Here is a 16,466-nt window from a genome sequence, read left to right as displayed (position 1 = left end):
CGGTCAGTACCTCGGCGCGTTCCTGGACCGCTGCACCTTCGAGGTGCGGCGGTCCTTCGCGTTCCAGCACGCCTTGTGCCAGTGGCGGCGGTCGTCCACGCCGCCGTGCTCGGGCCAGGCCACCACGTGGGGCATGCCGGAGGCGATCTCCTGGTCGCATCCCGGGCAGCGATATCTCTTGCCGGCGGCACTCGCACCCGCGACGTGGCGCACCGACCACTCCTCGCCCTGCCAGGACTCGCTGCCGCCGAAACCGCCGTACCGGCCTGGGTCGCTCGCTCGCTCGGTGGGCTTCTCGCCGCCTCGGGGGCGGTTGCGGCGCGGGGACACGTGACACCTCACGGGGCAAGTCAGGACAGTTGCCCGTACAGCGTACGGGCCCTGGCCCCGGCGCCTGTCCCTCCCACGGGTGCGCGCGCGTCCTGCAACAGGGCCAGTTACCGGAAAATCGCAACAACTTCCCGCCTGCCCGTGCCTTTGGCACGTGTCAGGCGTTGTTGCCAGTAGGGGGAGTGACGCGTCGGCCGCAAGGAGGCAGAAGGCGATGCGCGTTGGAACGTTCGTACTGGCGGCCCAGTTCCCGGGCCAAGGACAGGGGGAGGCACTGCACCGGGCGGTGCGTTCCGCCGAGGTGGCGGAGGAAGCGGGCCTCGACGCCGTGTGGCTGGCCGAGCACCACTTCGTACCGTACGGGGTGTGCCCGTCCGCCGTGACCCTCGCGGCGCTGCTGCTCGGCCGCACCCGCCGGATCCGTGTGGGCACGGCGGTGAGTGTGCTGCCGACCGCGCATCCCGTGGCGCTGGGCGAGCAGGCCGCGCTGCTGCACCTCACGTCCGGGGGGCGGTTCACCCTCGGGGTGGGACGCGGCGGGCCGTGGGTCGACCTGGAGGTGTTCGGCGCCGGCCTCGCGGCGTACGAACACGGCTTCCCCGAATCCCTGGACCTGCTGCTGCGCTGGCTGCGCGAGCCCCGCGTCGGCGCGCGGGGCGAACGGTTCGACTTCCGGGAGGTCGCGGTCGTCCCCCGCCCCGACGAGCTGATCGACGGGCCGCCGGAAGGACCCGAGGTGGTCGTCGCGTGCACGTCCCCGCAGAGCGTCAGGCTCGCGGCGGAGCGAGGCCTGCCGATGCTGCTCGGCATGCACTGCGGCGACCAGGAGAAGGCGGACATGGTCGCCCTGTGGCGTACGCACGCCCTTTCCGCGGGACACCCGGCCGAGCACGTCGCGGCGGCCGGGCATGTGTCGGCCGGCGTCGTCCAGATCGCCGACCGCGCGGACGAGGCGGCGGAGACCCTCGTCAAGGCGATGCCCGGCTGGCTCAAGCAGGGCCTGGACGCGCATGTGACGGTCGACGGACGGCACCGCGCGATGCGCGACCCCGTCGCGTACACGGAGCTGCTCTGTTCCTTGCATCCGGTGGGGCCGCCGCGCCTGGCCGCGGACCGCCTGGCGGCGACCGCGGAGCGCACCGGCATCACACGCTTCGCGCTGCTCGCGGAGGGCTCCGGCGACCTCGCCACCACCGAGGAGAACGTCCGGCGGCTGGGCACGGAAGTGCTGCCCCTGCTCGACTGACGCTCCACCGTGTCCATGGTTGCGAGGTTCCGGGTCCGACGGTGCCGCCGCTCCGACATCTGTGCACCTCCAATGATGCGGAGCGGCAGCAGAAGACTTCAGCAGTCGCGCAGTTCGGGCGACTGATTGAGCAACTGGCCCCGGATCGAGGTGAAGCGGGCGAGCCGCTCGTCGACCGAGGGGTCCAGCGGGAACACCGCGACGCGGTGGCAGTTCTGGAATGCCAGTCGCACTCCGAAGTGCCGCTGGAGCGCGCCGCGAATCGCGTCACTCGCGAGCGCGCGCAGCAGCTGACCACGTGCCTGCTCGTCCGGCGGAGGCGTCTGGTTGTCGGCGAACTCGCCGCCGTCCACCTTCAGCTGAGCCACCAGAGAACTGATCATCTCCCATGCGTAGGGCAGGGAGGTCCGGACGCAGTCGACGAAAGCTGCTTCGTCGACCTCGCCTCGCTCGGCCTGTTCCAACAGCGCCGGTGAGACGTCGAGCGACATGGGTTCTCCTCTCGCGACCCCGCATAACGGGGCCTTACGGGCAGGGAAGGAGGAAGTGGACCGAACGACGGCATACCAATGCTGTACGGCGACGCAGAGTGCACGGCCGACGACCTCCCGTCTTCCACGGTAAGTGCGCCGACTTGAGCGCACCAGGAGATTGGGCACACAACCGGCCAAATAACGAAGGGCGCTTCCGGGGCGAATCGCGCAGCGCGGCGTCCGTCGAGTAGCGTTGCGGACCATGCGTCTCGTCATCGCCCGCTGCTCCGTGGACTACGCCGGCCGGCTCACCGCCCACCTGCCCTCCGCCCCCCGTTTGATCCTGGTCAAGGCGGACGGCAGTGTCTCCATCCACGCCGACGACAGGGCGTACAAACCGCTGAACTGGATGTCCCCTCCCTGCACATTGAAGGAGGGCGACGACAGCGTCTGGACCGTCGTGAACAAAGCGGGCGAGAAACTGATCATTACGATGGAGGAAATCCTCCACGACTCGTCGCACGAGCTCGGCGTCGACCCCGGCCTCATCAAGGACGGCGTGGAAGCGCACCTCCAGGAGCTCCTCGCCGACCGGATCGAGACACTTGGCGAGGGGTACAGCCTCATCCGGCGTGAATACCCCACGGCCATCGGCCCGGTGGACATCCTCTGCCGCGACGCCGACGGCGCGACGGTGGCGGTGGAGATCAAGCGCCGCGGCGAGATCGACGGCGTCGAGCAGCTCACCCGCTACCTCGAACTCCTCAACCGCGACCCGCACCTGGCGCCCGTGAAGGGCGTCTTCGCGGCCCAGGAGATCAAGCCCCAGGCCCGCGTCCTGGCGACGGACCGCGGCATCGGCTGCGTGGTCCTGGACTACGACGCGATGCGCGGCATCGAGGACGACAAGCTCCGCCTGTTCTGACGCCCCCGGCCGCAGCGGACCCGACCGGGCCGGGCACGCGCCTTGCCCTCGCGGGGCCGAGCGCCGCAACAAGACAGCCGCACACCACCATGCAGCCCGGCCCGTCAGGGCCTCGGGCCGCAGCCCCGCCCCGTTTCGGGCAGCCCGGTCGGGGCTTCGGGGCCCTGACCCGTCTCCAGGCACCGCCTCAGTCCCGACAAGGCTCCGCGCGCAGCCCGGTCCCGCTTCGGGGCGGCCCCGGCACTGTCAGGGGCCGTTCCCCGGCGCAGCCCGGCCCCGTCAGGGTTTCGGGGAGGGGCGGGGTGGGGGAAGTTGCCCGTGCCGCGCCGTCGTGTCGCGTCAGATGATCGACGGGGACGCGGAAGCCGCCCCGCCGCTCGTCATCGTCGCTTCGCCCGGCTCGCTCGCGGACGCGCTTCCGGCCGGGGCCGTGGACGTTTCGGAGGTCGACGGAGACGGCGGCGGGGTCGTCGGCTCCGACGGCGAGGTCGAGGGGGGCTTCGAGGCCGTCGGAGGCTTGGGGCTCGACGGTGGCTTCGGACTCGACGGCGGCCGCGTGTCCGAAGGACTCTCCGGCCGCGACGAGCTCGGCGACGGGGTCTCCCCCGGTGCCGGCGGGCGGCCCGTCGACGCGGGGGTCGTGGCCGATGTGGACGACCCCGTCGGCTTGGCGTCGTCCTTGTCGTCCGACGGATCGTCGGAGACGTCGGAGACGTCGGCCGTCGGGTCCTCCGCGGTCCAGTCGTCGTCGACGTCGTCCTCGTTCACCGGCTGGCCGTTGCGTACGTCGCTCCCGGGCGGCTCCTCCTGGTCGGAGGTCATCCCCAGGGTGACCACCGTGCCGAGGACCACCGCGAGCAGCGCGCCCGCTCCCGTGGCGACGAGGTTGCGGCGGGCGCCCATGAGGATCGCCGCGCGCCGGCCGGCAGGACGGTCGGAACCGTCCGCCGGGGTCTCCTGCTGGTGGCCCGCCACCGCGGCGGCGCCGCGGTCCTGGGACCCGATCCGCGGCAGCCGCTTCGTCAGCGCCGAACCGGTCACGCCCCTCGCGGGCGACCCGGTTCCCGCCTCGCCCGTGGCGGCGGGCGCCACGGGTACCGGCCCGGACTCGCGGTCGGCGACGAGCGCGAGCGCCCGGCGTCCGGCGACCGTGCCGCTCTTGTCGGCGAGCGCGCCGCGCATGCCGATCGACGCCTCGAGCTCGGCCCTGGCCCGGTCCACGTTCCCGGTGCACAGCGCGAGCACGCCCAACTCGTGGTGGAAGTAGGCCTCTTCCGCGACCTCACCGGCGATGCGGGCGGCCTCGGAGCCCATCCGCAGGGCCCGCTCCCATGCGGCCCACTGCCGTCCGGCGGCGAACGCCGGCGCGGCGCTGCGGGCGAGCAGCACGGCCGTGCTGGGGTGCCCGGCGTCCCGGCCGGGCACCAGGGCGCCCAGCGCGGCCAGCACGGCGTCCGCCTCGGCCACGGCCCGCTCGGGGGTGACGGAGGGGTGCCCGGCCCACCAGGCGTAGTGCTGGGCGGCGGTGTGCGCGTGGCCGACGGCGTCCTCGTCGTAGCCCTTCTCGCGGAGCTGGGCGAGCACACCGGCCGCCAGCCGGTAGCGCGGGCCGGCCGGGGAGAGCAGTCCACAGTTCATCAGTTCGCCGAGGGCGGCGTCGGCGTGGGTGTCCCCGATGAGGGCCGGCAGGTGGGCCTGGTGCGGTACCTCGCCGCCGAGGGCGACCGCGAAGCGCAGGGTCTGCCTGGCCGACTCGCTGAGCCGTGAGGCGAGCAGCGAGGCGGGCGCGGCGCCCTCGCCGAGCGACGGCAGGGGTACGTCCTTGCCGCCGGCGGCCGCGAAGGGGGCGAACTCCTCGAAGGCCTCCGGGTCGGCCCGAAGCTCGTCGCACTGGCGCAGCAGGGCGGCGGCCTGGACGAACCGCAGGGGCAGGCCCTCCGACTCGAACCAGAGGTCGCCCGCCCAGTTGGACTCCTCCTCGGTCAGCGGCCGGTCCACGGCCTTGCGCAGCAGTTCGAGCGCGGCGGCGCGGCCGAGGCCGCTGAGGAAGACCTCTTCGAGGTGCGAGCCCGCGCCGGGCGCGGCGACGTCCGGGGTGGCAGCGACGAGGAACGCGCATTCCGGTGCGGCGTCGAGAAGCTCGTCGAGGGACGCGCCGCCGAACTCGAGGTCGTCCAGGACGACGACGGCTCCGATGTCGCGCACGAAGCCGGCGAGCGCGTTCCGGTCGGGGCGCAGTCCTGGCGAGTCGTAGACGACCGTGAAGAGATCCTGGAGCAGCTCCGCGGGTGTGCGGCGGTGGCCGTTGAGACGTACGACCCCGTCGGGCGCGAAGGCGCCGCACTTCGCGGCGACGGCGTCGAGCAGGGAGGTGCGGCCGGATCCCGCCGGGCCGGTCAGCCGGACGGACCGGCCGCTGCCGAGGAGTCGTACGAGCCGCGCCAGTTCCTCGTCGCGCTCCAGCAGCGGCGGGCGGGGAGCGGCGGGGCCGGGGGGCACGGGCGGCTGCGCGGCGCGGAGGAGCTCCGCGCGTTGCGCGGCGCTCCGGCGGGTCGGCCGGCCGGTCCGCTCTTCCCCTTGGCCGTCGGCCAGGACGGGTCCTCCGGGCGGGCAGGGTTCGATCTCGCTGCCGTCGACCGGATTGATCGTGAGCAGGAAGTCGCCGGAGACGAGCTGGACCGTGCGCCGGGGCGTGGGCGTCGACTGTCCGGGCGTGATGGCGTCGCGCGGCGGTCGCACCGGTCCGGCGCCCTCGCCGAAGCTGTCGTTGTCCATGGTCAAAGCTCCCAGATCAGGTTCGCCCGGCCTTGTCGCCGCCAAGATCACTGTCTTGGTGTCGAATGCCGCGTGCGGTGCCTCCCGGCCTTCCTGCACGCCGTGTCGCCTCGGTCCGGAGCCCGCCTCATGGGGTCCGTCGAAAGGGCAGGCGATCGAACCCTAGACGTTCGCCGCGCATCGCGAAACCTTCGGGGTGCCGTGCGTCCCGGACGTCACAGTCTCAGGAGGATTGGGCCGCTCGCCCCGTTCGTGCCCCCGTCACACATGACGGGGCGATTCCTCCGTGGCGGCCCTGATCGCCGGCCGCGCGGCCGCGTCGCCGTACCCGCACCCACCCCGCCGCCGCCGTCGTGGTCGGCCGCGCGCTCGCCGGTCACCGTCGACGGCGGGGATCACACCCGAGGAAGCGATTCCGCAGCGAGGCCGCCCTCGATGGCGAGGATGCGGTGCAGCCGTGTCGCCACGAGCAGTCGCTGCATCTGCGGCGGCACACCGCGGAGCACCAGCCGACGGCCGCATCTGCCGGCCCGCCGGTGCGCCCCCATGATGACCCCGAGCCCGGTGGCGTCCCAGGAATCGAGGTGGGTCAGGTCGAGCACCAGGTCGCCGGCTCCGTCGTCGACGGCCGAGTGCAGGACCGTACGGGCGTCCGCCGCGCTGCGGACGTCGAGGCGGCCCCCGACGACCAGCTCGGCGTGGTCGCCCCTGATGTGCATATGCGCTCCCCGAGTGTGCTTACAGTGCCCCGTGCTGGCCCCGTGTCGACTGTGCGGCTGACTGTTCTTCGGTTCTTCTCTGTCCTGCAACAACTGACTGCCGCATAGGCGCAGGGGTTGCTACTTGTAAGCGAACCGATACCGAATTCACCCCACCGGGTGATGTCGAACCGGTCGATAACGCCTGCGGCGACGTCAGTGCTTGTAGAAGCCCTGCCCGCTCTTGCGGCCGATGTCACCGGCGTCCACCATCCGGCGCATCAGCTCCGGCGGCGCGAACTTCTCGTCCTGCGACTCGGTGTAGATGTTGCTCGTCGCGTGGAGCAGGATGTCGACGCCGGTCAGGTCGGCGGTGGCGAGCGGCCCCATGGCGTGTCCGAAGCCGAGCTTGCAGGCGATGTCGATGTCCTCGGCGCTCGCCACGCCCGATTCGTACAGCTTCGCGGCCTCGACGACGAGCGCCGAGATGAGGCGGGTGGTGACGAAGCCGGCGACGTCGCGGTTGACGACGATGCAGGTCTTGCCGACCGACTCGGCGAACTCGCGCGTGGTGGCGAGGGTTTCGTCGCTCGTCTTGTAGCCGCGCACCAGCTCGCACAGCTGCATCATCGGGACGGGTGAGAAGAAGTGGGCGCCGACGACGCGCTCCGGGCGCTCCGTCACTGCCGCGATCTTGGTGATCGGGATGGCGGAGGTGTTGGAGGCGAGGACCGCGTCGTCCCGTACGAGCTTGTCGAGCGCACGGAAGATCTCGTGCTTGACCTCGAGCTTCTCGAACACGGCCTCGACGACGATGTCCGCGTCGGCGACGGCGTCGAGGTCGGTGGTGGTCGTGATGCGCGCCAACGCCGCTTCGGCGTCGGCCGCTTCGAGCTTGCCCTTGGCGACGAACTTGTCGTACGACGCCTTGATGCCGTCCCTGCCGCGGGTCAGTGCCTCGTCGGTGACGTCACGCAGAACGACGTCCCAGCCTGCCTGGGCAGAGACCTGCGCGATTCCGGAACCCATGAGTCCGGCACCGATGACGGCGAGCTTCCTGGCCACTGCGGCACTCCTTAACGACTGTTTACATGTGCGCTCTCTGCCGGAGATTAGCGGTCGTGAGGGGGCCCTGTGACCGTGAAGAGATGCGCGTCACGTCTCAGATGACGGACATCACACCGGGACGGCCCCTCATGCTTCGCGGACCGCGCTCCAGGGCGTCTCCCCCGCCGCCGGCCGGGCGGCGCCGACCGTGACGGTGGGCACACGGGTCTGCCGCCGGGCCGGCGCCTAACTAGGCTGGCCACATGGTCAATCTGACGCGCATCTACACCCGCACCGGCGACCAGGGCACCACCGCCCTCGGCGACATGAGCCGCACCGCCAAGACCGATCTGCGCATCTCCGCGTACGCCGACGCCAACGAGGCCAACGCGGTCATCGGCACGGCCGTCGCCCTGGGGAAGCTGGACGAGGAGGTCGTGAAGGTCCTCGTCCGGGTCCAGAACGACCTCTTCGACGTGGGGGCGGACCTCTCCACGCCGGTCGTCGAGAATCCGAAGTACCCGCCGCTGCGGGTGGAGCAGTCGTACATCGACAAGCTCGAGGCGGACTGCGACCGCTTCCTCGAGGACCTGTCGAAGCTGCGCAGCTTCATCCTTCCCGGCGGCACCCCGGGCGCGGCACTGCTGCACCAGGCCTGCACGGTCGTTCGGCGGGCGGAGCGCTCGACGTGGGCGGCGATGGAAGTGCACGGCGAGACGATGAACGCGCTGACGGCGACGTACCTCAACCGCCTCTCCGACCTCCTGTTCATTCTCGCCAGGGTGGCGAACAAGGAGGTCGGGGACGTGCTGTGGGTGCCGGGCGGAGAGCGCTAACGCCGGACCGGTTGGCGTTCCTTTTCCTCCGCCGGGGCCTTCTTCGGCAGGACCACGTAGGTGAGCGCGATCAGGCCGTGGATGCCCGCCGCGCGCCAGGCGCCGTACATCCAGCTGCGCAGTGACTCGCTCTGCCCGGCGTCGCCGACGTACCAGATCGCGATCTGGAGCAGCGCGGTCGCGACGATCGCGCCCACCGCCGTGCCCAGCCAGATCCTGCCCTCGTACCGGGCGCGGGCCATGCCGTAGCGCGGCGGCTTCGGCGGCGGCGGCCCGCCGGCGAGGCGGTGCGCGGCGTGGCCGTCGAGCCACTTGACGGTGCGGTGGCCGTGCCCGACCGTGTAGCCGATGTAGAGGGCGGCCAGGCCGTGCTTCCAGTCCGGCTCGGCGCCGTTCTTCAGGTCGATCGCGGTCACCACCAGCAGCAGGACCTCCAGCAGTGGTTCGCACAGCAGCAGCGCGGCGCCGGTGCGCGGCATCCTGAGCAGGTAGCGGACGGACAGTCCGGCGGCCAGCAGCACCCAGAAGCCGACCTCGCAGATCACGATCAGCGTGACGATCACGGCAGCTCTCCCTTCGTACGGTCCCAGCGTGGCCGCCGGCGGGCACCGATTCGTCGTCGCCGGTGACGAACCGCGACTGCATCCTTCGATGTACCGAGGGCTCACCCCGTACGCGGAGGCACGTGGGCGCTGGTGCCGTGTTTGATGGACGGGTGACCTTCCCCCGCCCCCACCGTGACGACGTGCTCGCCGCGGCCGCCGGTCTGCTCGGCGGCCTGCTGCTGTACCGGCTGGGGCTGCACAGTCAGGGTGAGTCCCGGACGCCGCTGCCGGCCTGGGTGACCCTGGTGCCGCTCGTGGTGACGGCTTTCCTGGAGCTTCTGCGCCGGACCATGCCCCGTACGGCGCTGCTCGTGGGCACGGTCGCCGTGATCGGCGACCAGTTCACGCTCGGCAGCATCGCGACGGTCCTGATGTTCGCGGACCTCGTCTATGCGGCGGTCGTCTACGGCACCCCGGCCTCCGCCCGGCGCATCCCGGTGGTCACCGCGATGGTCACCATCGCGGTGACCATCGGCTTCCTGGCCTGGTTCAGGGACGCGGCCGCGCTGCTCGTCGGCGTCGTCGCCGGCCTGGTCGCGTTCTTCCCCGCCGCGACGGGCGCCATCGTCCGCAACCACCGGGAGGCGGCGAACGCCGCCCGGCTGCGGGCCGAACAGACCGCGCTGCTCGCGGAGATGGACCGCACGCAGGCGATCGCTGCGGAGCGCGCCCGGATGGCCCGGGAACTGCACGACATGGTCGCCAATCACCTCTCCGCGATCGCGATCCACTCCACAGCGGCGCTGTCGCTGGACGACGGGGCGACGACCAGGCAGGCGATGACCGTGATCCGCGAGAACAGCGTCGAGGGCCTGGCCGAGATGCGCCGGCTGATCGGACTGCTGCGCGCCAGCAGCGGCGACGTGGAGCCGGCCGCCGCACCCACCATGGCCGGACTGGACGCCCTGGTGCAGCAGGCGAGGACGAACGGCCGGCAGAGCGGACTGCGTTTCGTGCTCCGTGACGACCGGGAGAAGGGCACCCGGCTGCCGGCGCCCGTGGAGCTGGCCGGTTACCGCATCGTCCAGGAGTCGCTGACCAACGCCATCAAGCACGCGGAGGCCGGTGAGGTGCGTGTCGAGGTGTCCGGTGGGGCGGGCGACGCGCTCCGGGTGGTCGTGACCAGCCCGTTCGGCCGGCGGCCGGGACCGCGGGCGCCCGGCTCCGGTGCGGGCCTGGTGGGGATGGAGGAACGGGTCGCGCTGCTCGACGGGACGTTCGAGGCCGGTCCGGTGGAGGGCCCGGCCGGCGGGCCCGACAAGATCTGGCGCGTACGGGCGGTGCTGCCCGTGACGGACGACAAGGAGCCATCGGCATGACGGCGCAGGCGGACGACTCGAGGACCGGGGCCCCGATCCGGGTCCTTGTCGCGGAGGATCAGAGCGCGGTACGGGCGGGGCTCGTCATGATCCTGCGCAGCGCGCCGGACATCGAGGTGGCCGGGGAGGCCGCGGACGGTGAGGAGGCGGTGCGCCTCGCGCGCGAGCTGCGCCCGGACGTGGTGCTGATGGATGTGCAGATGCCCCGGCTGGACGGGGTCTCCGCGACGCGGGAGGTGGTCGCGGAGAAGCTGGCCGATGTGCTGGTGCTGACCACGTTCGATCTCGACGAGTACGTCTTCGGGGCGCTGCGGGCGGGGGCGGCCGGCTTTCTGCTGAAGAACACCGAGGCGGGCGATCTGCTCCAGGCGGTGCGGACCGTGGCGCGCGGCGAGGGAATGATCGCGCCGGCGGTCACCCGGCGGCTGATCGCGGAGTTCGCCGCGCCCGGGCCGGTACGGCCGGCGGACGCGCCTGATCCCGCGGTACTGGACACATTGACGAGGCGGGAGCGGGAGGTGCTCTCGTGCCTCGGTGAGGGCATGTCGAACGCGGAGATCGCGGTGCGGCTGTCGATGGCGGAGGCCACGGTGAAGACCCACGTCAGCAGGTTGCTGGGGAAGCTGGAGCTGCGCAGCAGGGTGCAAGCGGCCGTCCTGGCACAGGAGTTGGGCGTCTGACCCGGAGCCGAACGCCAGGGCGCGGACCTTTGGTCTGGACCTATTGACGATTGGTCCAGACCACCCTAATCTCACCGAGCACACTGCGGTGAGCCCCGCGGTGTGCACAGTGCACGGACCACCCCTGACATGTCCGCACTCAACTCGAGGAGCATCCTTGAGCACCGAAGCGCCCCCACGCCCGCGATCACGGTTCAGAGCCAGGGCCACCGCGGGACTGACCGCCCTTCTCCTCCCCCTCGCCGCCATGGTGGGACTCGCCTCGCCCGCGGAAGCGGCCACCTCGGCGACGGCCACCTACGCCAAGTCCTCCGACTGGGGCACCGGCTTCGAGGGCAAGTGGACGGTGAAGAACACCGGCACCACGACCATCAACTCCTGGACCGTCGAGTGGGACTTCCCCTCCGGCACCCGCGTCACCTCCGCCTGGGACGCCACCGTCACCAACTCCGGTGACCACTGGACCGCCAAGAACGTCGGCTGGAACGGCACGCTCGCCCCGGGCGCCTCCGTCTCCTTCGGCTTCAACGGCAGCGGCCCGGGCTCGCCGTCCAACTGCAAGCTGAACGGCGCCTCGTGCGACGGCGGCAGCGTGCCCGGTGACAACCCGCCCTCCGCCCCCGGCACCCCCACGGCCTCCGGCGTCACCGACACGTCGGTGAACCTCAGCTGGAGCGCGGCCACCGACGACAAGGGCATCAAGAACTACGACGTCCTGCGCGACGGCGCCAAGATCGCCACGGTCACCGGCACCACGTACACCAACACCGGCCTGACCGCCGGCACGGACTACTCGTACTCGGTCCAGGCGCGGGACAGCGCCGACCAGACCGGCCCCGTCAGCGGTGCCGTCGCCGTCCGCACCACCGGTGGCAGCGGCGGAGAGCCCGGCCCCGGCGACAAGGTCAAGCTGGGCTACTTCACCAACTGGGGCGTCTACGGCCGCAACTACCACGTGAAGAACCTGGTGACCTCCGGCTCCGCGTCGAAGATCACCCACATCAACTACGCCTTCGGCAACGTCAGCGGCGGCAAGTGCACCATCGGTGACGCCTACGCCGACTACGACAAGGCCTACACCGCCGACCAGTCCGTCGACGGCAAGGCCGACACCTGGGACCAGCCGCTGCGCGGCAACTTCAACCAGCTGCGCAAGCTGAAGGCCCAGTACCCGCACATCAAGGTTCTGTGGTCGTTCGGCGGCTGGACCTGGTCCGGCGGCTTCGGCCAGGCCGTGCAGAACCCGGCCGCCTTCGCCCAGTCCTGCTACGACCTGGTCGAGGACCCGCGCTGGGCGGACGTCTTCGACGGCATCGACCTCGACTGGGAGTACCCGAACGCCTGCGGTCTGACCTGCGACACCAGCGGCCCCGCCGCGTTCAAGAACATGATGCAGGCCATGCGCACCAAGTTCGGCGCGAACAACCTGGTCACCGCGGCGGTCACGGCCGACGCCTCGTCCGGCGGCAAGATCGACGCGGCCGACTACGGCGGCGCCGCGCAGTACCTCGACTGGTACAACGTGATGACGTACGACTTCTTCGGCGCCTGGGCGGCCAAGGGCCCCACGGCCCCGCACTCCCCGCTCACCTCGTACCCGGGCATCCCGCAGGCCGGATTCAACTCCGCCGAGGCGATCGCCAAGTTCAAGGCGAAGGGTGTGCCGGCCAAGAAGCTGCTGCTGGGCATCGGCTTCTACGGACGCGGCTGGACCGGCGTGACCCAGTCCGCCCCGGGCGGCACGGCCACCGGGCCGGCGGCCGGCACGTACGAGCAGGGCATCGAGGACTACAAGGTCCTCAAGAGCAGCTGCCCGGCCACCGGGACGATCGCCGGCACGGCGTACGCCCACTGCGGCACCAACTGGTGGAGCTACGACACCCCGGCGACCGTCACCTCCAAGATGAACTGGGCGAACAACCAGGGCCTCGGCGGCGCGTTCTTCTGGGAGTTCAGCGGTGACACGAGCAACGGAGAGCTGGTCGGCGCGATCAACAGCGGCCTCGGATAGCACCTCGGTCCGATGACGAAGAAGCCCGGGAGAGTCACCTCTCCCGGGCTTTGTCATGCGCTACGACGCCACGACGCATATCCGTACGCGCCGGGCGATCGCTATGCGACGTTGACCCGCTGGCCGGGCGGGGCCGCCTCCAGCCAGGCGAGGAAGCCGGTCAGCGCGTCCTCGCTCATCGACAGCTCCAGCCGGGTCCCGCGGTGCCGGCAGGCGAGCACGACGGAATCGGAGAGGAGCGCCAGCTCCTCCTCGCCCTCCGGCGTGCGGCGGGCCAGCACCTCGATCGCGGAGCGCTCGAGCACCCGGCGGGGCCGGGGCGCGTACGAGAAGATCCGGAACCACTCGATCCGGTCACCGCTGTACCGGGCGACGCCGTACACCCACCCCTTGCCGGAAGCATCGTGATCTTCCGCGAGGTTCCAGCGCAGACTGCAGTCGAACGTACCGCCGGAGCGCTGGATCAGCCTCCTGCGCAGACCGAAGACGAACAGTCCGATCAGCACCAGTGCGACGACAGAACCGCTCACAAGCAGAGCGAGGAACATCTCCACCGACCTCCTCGCATCGTCCCGTAACCGAATATCACGTGCACCTGCATCGCCTCAGCCGCGGCACGGCCCGAAGGAGATCCGGGCCGGCCGCGGCTGAGGGTCGAACTTCTCGTGGGGCGCGACTAGCGCACCGCCACCGCACGCAGACGGACGTCGGCGCGCCGCTCGGCGGCGGCGTCCGTGTCCGACTTGGCGCGCTCCAGCGCACGCTCGGCACGCTGGACGTCGATCTCGTCCGCCAGCTCGGCGATCTCCGCCAGCAGCGACAGCTTGTTGTCCGCGAACGAGATGAAACCACCGTGCACCGCGGCGACGACGGTCCCACCCTCGCTCGTGCGAATGGTCACCGGGCCCGATTCCAGCACACCCAGCAGCGGCTGGTGACCGGGCATGACGCCGATGTCGCCGGACGTGGTGCGCGCGACGACCAGGGTGGCCTCGCCGGACCAGACACTACGGTCGGCGGCGACCAGCTCGACGTGCAGCTCAGCAGCCAAGGTTGGCTCCTCGGGTCACCACCCGGCGGTCATGCCGGGTGTTGGGTCAATTCTAAGGGGCGTGAAGAAGGGGGCGGGACGTGCCCGCCCCCTTCAGCGAGTCATGCGACTCAGGAGACGCCGAGCTCCTTGGCGTTGGCCTTGAGGTCCTCGATGCCACCGCACATGAAGAACGCCTGCTCGGGGAAGTGGTCGTACTCACCGTCGCAGATCGCGTTGAACGCGGCGATCGACTCGTCGAGCGGCACGTCCGAGCCGTCCACGCCGGTGAACTGCTTGGCGACGTGGGTGTTCTGGGACAGGAAGCGCTCCACGCGACGGGCACGGTGGACAACCAGCTTGTCCTCCTCGCCCAGCTCGTCGATACCGAGAATCGCGATGATGTCCTGGAGGTCCTTGTACTTCTGCAGGATCCCCTTGACGCGCGTGGCGGCGTCGTAGTGCTCCTGCGCGATGTAGCGCGGGTCCAGGATCCGGGACGTGGAGTCCAGCGGGTCCACGGCCGGGTAGATGCCCTTCTCGGAGATCGGACGGGAGAGAACCGTCGTCGCGTCGAGGTGGGCGAAGGTGGTGGCCGGGGCCGGGTCGGTCAGGTCGTCCGCAGGGACGTAGATCGCCTGCATCGACGTGATCGAGTGACCACGCGTCGAGGTGATGCGCTCCTGCAGCAGACCCATCTCGTCGGCCAGGTTCGGCTGGTAACCCACCGCGGACGGCATACGGCCGAGCAGGGTGGACACCTCGGAGCCGGCCTGGGTGTACCGGAAGATGTTGTCGATGAAGAAGAGCACGTCCTGCTTCTGCACATCGCGGAAGTACTCCGCCATGGTCAGACCGGCCAGGGCGACACGGAGACGGGTGCCCGGGGGCTCGTCCATCTGACCGAAGACCAGCGCGGTCTTGTCGATGACGCCGGACTCGGACATCTCCTCGATGAGGTCGTTGCCCTCACGGGTACGCTCACCGACGCCCGCGAACACCGACACACCCTCGTGGAGGTTGGCGACGCGGTAGATCATTTCCTGGATCAGCACGGTCTTGCCGACACCGGCACCACCGAACAGACCGATCTTTCCACCCTTGACGTACGGGGTGAGAAGGTCGATGACCTTGACGCCGGTCTCGAACATCTCGGTCTTGGACTCGAGCTGGTCGAAGCTCGGGGCCTTGCGGTGGATCGGCCAGCGCTCGGTGGCGTTGCCGTTCTCCTCGGGGACGTTCAGCACCTCACCGAGCGTGTTGAACACCTTGCCCTTGGTGAAGTCACCGACGGGAACGGTGATGCCGTTGCCCGTGTCGGTCACCGGGGCCTGGCGGACCAGGCCGTCGGTGGGCTGCATCGAGATCGCGCGGACCACGCCGTCACCCAGGTGCTGGGCGACCTCGAGGGTCAGCGTCTTGAGAGCGCCCTCCAGAGCCGGGTCGGCGACCTGAACGGTCAGCGCATTGTAGATCTCCGGCATCGCGTCGACGGGGAACTCCACGTCGACGACCGGGCCGATGACCCGGGCGACGCGGCCCGTGGCAGCGGCCGTCTCAACTGTCGTCGTCATTACTTGTCACTCCCCGCGGTCGCGTCGGCCAGGGCGCTGGCGCCACCGACGATCTCGCTGATTTCCTGGGTGATTTCGGCCTGGCGGGCCGCGTTGGCAAGCCGGCCGAGACTCTTGATGAGCTCTCCGGCGTTGTCGGTCGCCGACTTCATCGCGCGGCGGGTGGCGGCGTGCTTGGAGGCAGCCGCCTGGAGCAGCGCGTTGTAGATCCGGCTCTCGACGTAGCGCGGCAGCAGGGCGTCGAGGACGTCCTCGGCCGACGGCTCGAAGTCGAACAGCGGAAGGATCTCGCCCTTCGTCGCCGTCTCCTCCTGAGCCTTGTCGAGGCTGAGAGGCAGCAGCCGCTTCTGAACGGGCGTCTGCGTCAGCATCGAGATGAACTCGGTGAAGACGATGTGGAGCTCGTCCACACCACCCTCGGCCGTGTCCTTCTCGATCGCCGCGATCAGCGGGGCCGCGACCATCTTGGCGTCCGCGTACGTCGGGTTGTCGGTGAAGCCCGTCCACGACTCCGTGACCTTGCGCTCACGGAAGCCGTAGTACGCCACACCCTTGCGGCCGACGATGTACGCGTCGACCTCCTTGCCCTCGGCGTGAAGCCGCTCGGTGAGCTGCTCCGCCGCCTTGAGGGCGTTGGCGGAGTAGCCGCCGGCCAGACCGCGGTCGCTCGTGATGAGCAGGATCGCGGCCCGGGTCGGGCTGTCCACCTCTGTGGTCAGGGCGTGGTTCGTCGTCGACCCCGTCGCCACCGCGGTCACCGCGCGGGTGAGCTCGGTCGCGTACGGCGTGGAGGCCGCCACCTGGCGCTGCGCCTTGACGATGCGCGAGGCGGCGATCATCTCCATCGCCTTGGTGATCTTCTTGGTCGCGGTGACGGATTTGATGCGACGCTTGTAGACCCGGAGCTGGGCTCCCAT

At 70.7% G+C, this 16,466-nt stretch carries 16 protein-coding genes; 6 read left to right on the top strand and 10 right to left on the bottom strand.

Annotated elements, in window-relative coordinates:
• Positions 1 to 3 precede the first annotated feature (3 nt).
• On the bottom strand, positions 4 to 330 hold the full coding sequence (locus tag AB0K36_RS18440) for an Rv1322 family protein (RefSeq protein WP_364595176.1): 327 nt from the start codon (positions 328 to 330) through the stop codon (positions 4 to 6).
• A 214-nt stretch (positions 331 to 544) separates the two neighbouring features.
• Here AB0K36_RS18440 and AB0K36_RS18435 point away from each other — a divergent pair, with 214 nt between their 5' ends.
• A complete protein-coding gene (locus AB0K36_RS18435; RefSeq protein WP_364595173.1) occupies positions 545 to 1,576 on the top strand; it encodes an LLM class flavin-dependent oxidoreductase in 1,032 nt (343 codons plus the stop codon).
• A 98-nt stretch (positions 1,577 to 1,674) separates the two neighbouring features.
• Here AB0K36_RS18435 and AB0K36_RS18430 read toward each other — a convergent pair whose 3' ends face one another.
• Positions 1,675 to 2,067: an SCO5389 family protein gene (locus AB0K36_RS18430; RefSeq protein WP_005311822.1), complete on the bottom strand. Its 393-nt coding sequence runs from the start codon at positions 2,065 to 2,067 to the stop codon at positions 1,675 to 1,677.
• 244 nt (positions 2,068 to 2,311) lie between these two features.
• Here AB0K36_RS18430 and nucS point away from each other — a divergent pair, with 244 nt between their 5' ends.
• Positions 2,312 to 2,974 (top strand): endonuclease NucS, encoded by a 663-nt coding sequence (gene nucS, locus AB0K36_RS18425; RefSeq protein WP_037773735.1) that lies wholly within the window; start codon positions 2,312 to 2,314, stop codon positions 2,972 to 2,974.
• Between the two features lie 339 nt (positions 2,975 to 3,313).
• Here the strand turns inward: nucS and AB0K36_RS18420 are convergent, their stop codons facing one another.
• The 3 genes from AB0K36_RS18420 to AB0K36_RS18410 form a co-directional block, all read right to left on the bottom strand.
• Positions 3,314 to 5,749, bottom strand: a complete 2,436-nt coding sequence (locus tag AB0K36_RS18420; protein ID WP_364595168.1) for an ATP-binding protein — start codon at positions 5,747 to 5,749, stop codon at positions 3,314 to 3,316.
• 395 nt (positions 5,750 to 6,144) lie between these two features.
• Positions 6,145 to 6,468, bottom strand: coding sequence for an STAS domain-containing protein (locus tag AB0K36_RS18415; protein WP_018845393.1), 324 nt, complete (start codon positions 6,466 to 6,468; stop codon positions 6,145 to 6,147).
• Positions 6,469 to 6,663: 195 nt separating this feature from the next.
• The gene (locus AB0K36_RS18410; protein ID WP_364595165.1) at positions 6,664 to 7,512 is read right to left on the bottom strand and encodes a 3-hydroxyacyl-CoA dehydrogenase family protein; all 849 of its coding nucleotides are present in this window, start codon (positions 7,510 to 7,512) and stop codon (positions 6,664 to 6,666) included.
• Between the two features lie 245 nt (positions 7,513 to 7,757).
• On the opposite strand from AB0K36_RS18410, the gene AB0K36_RS18405 reads away from it, so the two are divergent.
• Entirely contained in the window at positions 7,758 to 8,330 is a 573-nt protein-coding gene (locus AB0K36_RS18405) for a cob(I)yrinic acid a,c-diamide adenosyltransferase (RefSeq protein WP_364595162.1), read from the top strand.
• On the opposite strand, the gene AB0K36_RS18400 is transcribed toward AB0K36_RS18405, so the two are convergent.
• Complete coding sequence (locus AB0K36_RS18400) at positions 8,327 to 8,893, bottom strand: hypothetical protein (protein ID WP_364595159.1); 567 nt, start codon at positions 8,891 to 8,893, stop codon at positions 8,327 to 8,329. The two genes, AB0K36_RS18405 and AB0K36_RS18400, sit on opposite strands and share 4 nt — an antisense overlap.
• A 152-nt stretch (positions 8,894 to 9,045) precedes the next feature.
• On the opposite strand from AB0K36_RS18400, the gene AB0K36_RS18395 reads away from it, so the two are divergent.
• The 3 genes from AB0K36_RS18395 to AB0K36_RS18385 all read left to right on the top strand — a co-directional run bounded on the left by AB0K36_RS18395 (position 9,046) and on the right by AB0K36_RS18385 (position 12,945).
• Complete coding sequence (locus tag AB0K36_RS18395; RefSeq protein WP_364595156.1) at positions 9,046 to 10,254, top strand: sensor histidine kinase; 1,209 nt, start codon at positions 9,046 to 9,048, stop codon at positions 10,252 to 10,254.
• Entirely contained in the window at positions 10,251 to 10,934 is a 684-nt protein-coding gene (locus AB0K36_RS18390; protein ID WP_364595154.1) for a response regulator, read from the top strand. Before AB0K36_RS18395 ends, AB0K36_RS18390 begins: the two co-directional genes overlap by 4 nt.
• Before the next feature lie 157 nt (positions 10,935 to 11,091).
• Positions 11,092 to 12,945 carry a glycoside hydrolase family 18 chitinase gene (locus tag AB0K36_RS18385; protein WP_189471083.1) on the top strand — a complete coding sequence of 618 codons (1,854 nt, stop codon included), beginning with the start codon at positions 11,092 to 11,094 and terminating at the stop codon, positions 12,943 to 12,945.
• Positions 12,946 to 13,046: 101 nt separating this feature from the next.
• Here AB0K36_RS18385 and AB0K36_RS18380 read toward each other — a convergent pair whose 3' ends face one another.
• The 4 genes from AB0K36_RS18380 to AB0K36_RS18365 form a co-directional block, all read right to left on the bottom strand.
• Positions 13,047 to 13,493: a DUF2550 domain-containing protein gene (locus AB0K36_RS18380; RefSeq protein WP_189471081.1), complete on the bottom strand. Its 447-nt coding sequence runs from the start codon at positions 13,491 to 13,493 to the stop codon at positions 13,047 to 13,049.
• Positions 13,494 to 13,621: 128 nt separating this feature from the next.
• Positions 13,622 to 13,996 (bottom strand): F0F1 ATP synthase subunit epsilon, encoded by a 375-nt coding sequence (locus tag AB0K36_RS18375; protein WP_005311845.1) that lies wholly within the window; start codon positions 13,994 to 13,996, stop codon positions 13,622 to 13,624.
• Between the two features lie 110 nt (positions 13,997 to 14,106).
• Positions 14,107 to 15,549 (bottom strand): F0F1 ATP synthase subunit beta, encoded by a 1,443-nt coding sequence (gene atpD, locus AB0K36_RS18370; RefSeq protein ID WP_189471079.1) that lies wholly within the window; start codon positions 15,547 to 15,549, stop codon positions 14,107 to 14,109.
• On the bottom strand, positions 15,549 to 16,466 hold the full coding sequence (locus AB0K36_RS18365) for a F0F1 ATP synthase subunit gamma (protein WP_364595149.1): 918 nt from the start codon (positions 16,464 to 16,466) through the stop codon (positions 15,549 to 15,551). The genes atpD and AB0K36_RS18365 overlap by 1 nt, the downstream gene beginning before the upstream one ends.

Origin of the sequence: Streptomyces kurssanovii (genome assembly GCF_040677245.1) — a bacterium.
Classification (GTDB): domain Bacteria; phylum Actinomycetota; class Actinomycetes; order Streptomycetales; family Streptomycetaceae; genus Streptomyces; species Streptomyces kurssanovii.
This window is presented reverse-complemented; position numbering and strand designations above follow the sequence as displayed.

Bases quoted from the DNA above. Each gene is read 5' to 3' on its own strand.
- AB0K36_RS18390 (WP_364595154.1), top strand. From the start codon at position 10,251: ATGACGGCGCAGGCGGACGACTCGAGGACCGGGGCCCCGATCCGGGTC.
- AB0K36_RS18435 (WP_364595173.1), top strand. From the start codon at position 545: ATGCGCGTTGGAACGTTCGTACTGGCGGCCCAGTTCCCGGGCCAAGGA.
- AB0K36_RS18415 (WP_018845393.1), bottom strand. From the start codon at position 6,468: ATGCACATCAGGGGCGACCACGCCGAGCTGGTCGTCGGGGGCCGCCTC.
- AB0K36_RS18420 (WP_364595168.1), bottom strand. From the start codon at position 5,749: ATGGACAACGACAGCTTCGGCGAGGGCGCCGGACCGGTGCGACCGCCG.
- AB0K36_RS18380 (WP_189471081.1), bottom strand. From the start codon at position 13,493: ATGTTCCTCGCTCTGCTTGTGAGCGGTTCTGTCGTCGCACTGGTGCTG.
- AB0K36_RS18365 (WP_364595149.1), bottom strand. From the start codon at position 16,466: ATGGGAGCCCAGCTCCGGGTCTACAAGCGTCGCATCAAATCCGTCACC.
- nucS (WP_037773735.1), top strand. From the start codon at position 2,312: ATGCGTCTCGTCATCGCCCGCTGCTCCGTGGACTACGCCGGCCGGCTC.
- atpD (WP_189471079.1), bottom strand. From the start codon at position 15,549: ATGACGACGACAGTTGAGACGGCCGCTGCCACGGGCCGCGTCGCCCGG.
- AB0K36_RS18430 (WP_005311822.1), bottom strand. From the start codon at position 2,067: ATGTCGCTCGACGTCTCACCGGCGCTGTTGGAACAGGCCGAGCGAGGC.
- AB0K36_RS18405 (WP_364595162.1), top strand. From the start codon at position 7,758: ATGGTCAATCTGACGCGCATCTACACCCGCACCGGCGACCAGGGCACC.